This is a genomic window from Actinomadura sp. KC216 (assembly GCF_004348535.1).
In the GTDB taxonomy this organism is placed as follows: Bacteria; Actinomycetota; Actinomycetes; order Streptosporangiales; family Streptosporangiaceae; genus Spirillospora.
In genome coordinates this window covers 1-3,474 of the sequence record NZ_SMJX01000527.1, presented here as the reverse complement: position 1 = coordinate 3,474, position 3,474 = coordinate 1, and the positions used below count along the sequence as shown (strand labels likewise).

At 70.7% G+C, this 3,474-nt stretch carries 3 protein-coding genes; 1 reads left to right on the top strand and 2 read right to left on the bottom strand.

Features of this window, described 5'->3' with window-relative positions:
- Positions 1–802: 802 nt before the first annotated feature.
- The gene (locus E1264_RS41475; RefSeq protein WP_132182889.1) at positions 803–1,432 is read left to right on the top strand and encodes a hypothetical protein; all 630 of its coding nucleotides are present in this window, start codon (positions 803–805) and stop codon (positions 1,430–1,432) included.
- Between the two features lie 183 nt (positions 1,433–1,615).
- Here the strand turns inward: E1264_RS41475 and E1264_RS41470 are convergent, their stop codons facing one another.
- Positions 1,616–2,413 carry an IclR family transcriptional regulator gene (locus E1264_RS41470; protein WP_132182887.1) on the bottom strand — a complete coding sequence of 266 codons (798 nt, stop codon included), beginning with the start codon at positions 2,411–2,413 and terminating at the stop codon, positions 1,616–1,618.
- A 71-nt stretch (positions 2,414–2,484) separates the two neighbouring features.
- The coding region (locus E1264_RS41465) for a thiamine pyrophosphate-dependent enzyme (RefSeq protein ID WP_243711494.1) at positions 2,485–3,474 on the bottom strand (990 nt) is incomplete at its 5' end.

The following is a 3,474-nucleotide window of genomic DNA, read 5'->3' as shown; positions in this document are numbered from 1 at the left end:
GTCTCTGCGGAGGCCGGGGCGCAGAGACCCCTTTGCCTTAGAGACCCCTCCTTGCCTTAGGGACCCCCCTTTGCCTCGCTGACGGGCGTCCTGGGCGGGCCCTGTGCCCGCCGTCCGCCCGTCCGTCCCGTGTCGACGCCCGTCTGTGCGGCCCCGCCCGGGCTAGCGGGCCGCCGCCCGCCCGGGCTAGCGGGGCCCTCCGCCCCCCGCCGGGGCCCGGCTTTGACGCTGTCCGGGCCCGTCCTGAGGACGTCCAAGGCCTCCAGGCCAGGGGAGTTTAAAGATCCTTTTCTCGGTGCCCGGGGCATGCCGAGTGGGCCGAAAGCCCTATGCGAAAGGCGATCCGGACTGGTTCCCCGGAAAAGATCTACCTGGTCAAAGGTAAAGAAATCGCCCGTTTGGCGAAAGCGCGGTAATGCCGTATATAGTCGACCCCAGGTCAGGGTCATGAACCGTTGACCCGGCCCATCGCAGAGCCGTCGCTTCCCGCCCGCCAGGCGGGATCCACGAGTGCCGAACAGCGGCCGTACCATGCACCGGCCGTCCACCGTGTGGAGCCAATGAGCCCCCGGTCGGCATTTCTCCCGCTTCATCTAAGTCCGTGATACGCGCACGTCCAAGGACGGACGTGCGCCCTTGATCGCGGGCGCGGTCCGCATGCCTGTGGATCGTTCCAAGCGGGTCTTCCTCGCGGCGGTGTCTCCCGAGTCCTGAGTCTCGGAGCCGTTTCTCCATGCCCGGATCCCGGCCCAGCGCCGCCCGGTGCGAAGCGGCAGCCCTGTTCCCCGAACGAAGGAAATACATGCAGCAGCGAGCGATCAATGTCATCCTGACCGGCGTCACCGGTACCGCCCTCGCGGGCATGCTCGTGGCCGGTGTGGCCGCCGCAAGCGATGACTCCGCTCCCAGCGAGCAGCAGAACCTTTCCCAGCAGGCCCAGACCACCGGCCAGCACAAGGACGCCCCCAAGAGCTCGGACAGGTCCGAGGCGAAGGGCGACTCCGCCGCGGACACCAAGCGCAACAAGAAGGACTCCAGGGTCCTGCTCAGCGGCACGACGACCGCGTCCTACTTCTGGGACGACGGCTCCGGCGTGAACGGAGACACCGGCGCCCCCGCAGGCGGCAAGCCGATGCAGAAGGGCCTGTTCGCCAGCCCGAGCTGGCCCATGCACACCAAGGTCAAGGTGACCTACAACGGCCGCAGCGTCACCGGCTTCGTCGGCGACCGCGGGCCGGGCAGGCCGTCGCACAAGGGCATCATGCTCGACCTCGACACCTACACCTTCCGGTACCTGCTGGACGGCAAGAAGCCGAGGAACAAGTACAACGCCGGTGGCGGCGAAGGCCACCTGAAGGGCATCAAGTGGGAAGTCCTGAAGTGGGGCTCCGGCGCCGGCAAGAAGGGCAAGCCCAGGCCTTTCGGCTCATGACCTGAGGCCGCGCCCCGGCCGTGAAGTGATACGGCTCAGCCCCGTGAGTGAGGCCACTCGGGCACTGCGAGTGAAACGACTCGGCCCTGAGTGAAATGGCTCACAAGGCGGGCGCGGTCTCGTCCAGACCCGGCACAGGGCTGCCGGTGCATGGAAAATCGGGGATCTCCCGGTATCGAAAGATCACCGGGGGATCCCCGTTTTCAGCTCACCGGCGGCGCTCTCCCGGGCCAGTTCCCTCGACAGCGCCAGCGCGGCGGTCCGGACGGCCGGGGCCAGCCGGTCCAGGTCCAGCCGGCACACGTTCCCCGTGATGGAGATCGCGGCGATCACGCGGCGGCGGTGGTCGAGGACCGGCGCCGCCACCGCGGACACCCCGGCCTCCGACTCCTCCCGGTTGACGGCGTAGCCGCGGTCGGCGGTGCGGGCCAGCTCCCGCTGCAGCAGCCCCGGCATGATGATCGTGTGGGGCGTGTAGCGGACGAGGCCCGCGTCCAACACCTTCTGCAGCCGCTCAGGCGGCCCGAGCGCGAGGAACAGCTTCCCGGTCGCCGTGCAGTACGCGGGCAGCCGCCCGCCCACCCGCGACACGATGGGCATGGAACGGCGCCCGCTGACCTTCTCCAGGAACAGCGTGTCCATCCCGTCCAGGACGGCGAGGTGGATGTTCTCGTGCGTCGCCTCGTACAGGTCCTCCAGGTAGGGGAGCGCGGCCTCGCGCAGCCCGCGCGGCCGCGGCGCCCGCTGGCCCAGCACGAACAGCCGCATGCTCAGCCGGTAACCGGTCTCCGTGCGCTCGACGCCGCCCCACCGCACCAGCTCGCTCAGCAGCCGGTGCGCGGTCGGCTTCGGCAGGCCGGTCCGGGCGGCCAGCTCGGTCAGGTTCAGCTCCTTGTCGGCGGAACCGAACGCGTCCAGGAGGCTGAGGCCGCGCGCCAGCACCGACCTCGGCGGCCCCTCGCCCGTGCTCTGGGGGTCCATACCCCGATGGTCACCGCGATCGTGCCGGTCGGCAAGCGCGGGAAAGCGGGCGGAGTGCCTGGCCAGGGGCATCAGGCATCGTCCCCGTGGCCGGTGATCGGGGCCTCGATGAGCAGCGGGGCGTCGAGCGCCTTGACACCGGCGACCGCGTCCCGCAGCTCGGCCGCCGAACCGGCCCGGACCGCGTCGATGCCGAACAGGCGGGCGGCGCTCTGCCAGTCGAGCGCGGGGGGTGCGAGATCCATGCCGACGTATTCTCCGTGTTTCGCCGACGATCCGCCACTTTGATCGAGCGTGTTCTTCAGCGTTCGGTACTCGCCGTTGTTCATCACGACGAACGCCACGGGGATCTCGTAGCGGGCGGCGCTCCACAGCCCCTGGAGGCCGAACATGGCACAGCCGTCCCCGAGCACCGCGACGACCGGGCGGTCCGGGTCGCCCATCCGGGTGCCGATCGCCGCGCCGATGCCCCAGCCGAGCCCGCCGCCGACCGTGTGCACGTAGGAGCGGGGCAAGTCCTGGCGCAGCACCTCGCGCAGCTTCAGCCCGGCGGTGATCGCCTCCTCGACCACCACCGTCCCGTGGGGGAGCCCGGACGCGACGGCGTGGGCTGCGGCGGCCGGGTCCATCGGGGACGCCCCGTACGCCGCCTTCGCGGCCTCCTCGACCTTGGCGCGCTCCTCCGCGTGCCGGGCGCCGAGCCGCTCGATCCGCTCCCGCGCGTCAGGGACGAGACCGTCCAGGTGCCCGGCGAGCGCCCACAGCGTCTCGGACAGGTCGCCGGTCAGGCCGTGCCGGACGGCGAAGTTCCGGCCGATCTCCGCCGGGTCCTCGTCCACCTGCACGATCGCGAGCCCGTCCGGGACGGCCGGGCCGGGGGTGTAGTGGTGCGGCATGAACGCGTGGCACCCGGCGATGAACGCCACGTCGTAGGCGGACAGCTTCTCCCTGATGACGGCGTTGTGCGGCGGCAGCATGCCCGCGTACAGCGGATGGCCGGTGGGGAAGTCGATCCCGTCGTTCATCGGCTGGTGGTAGACGGCCGCGCCGAGCCGCTCGGC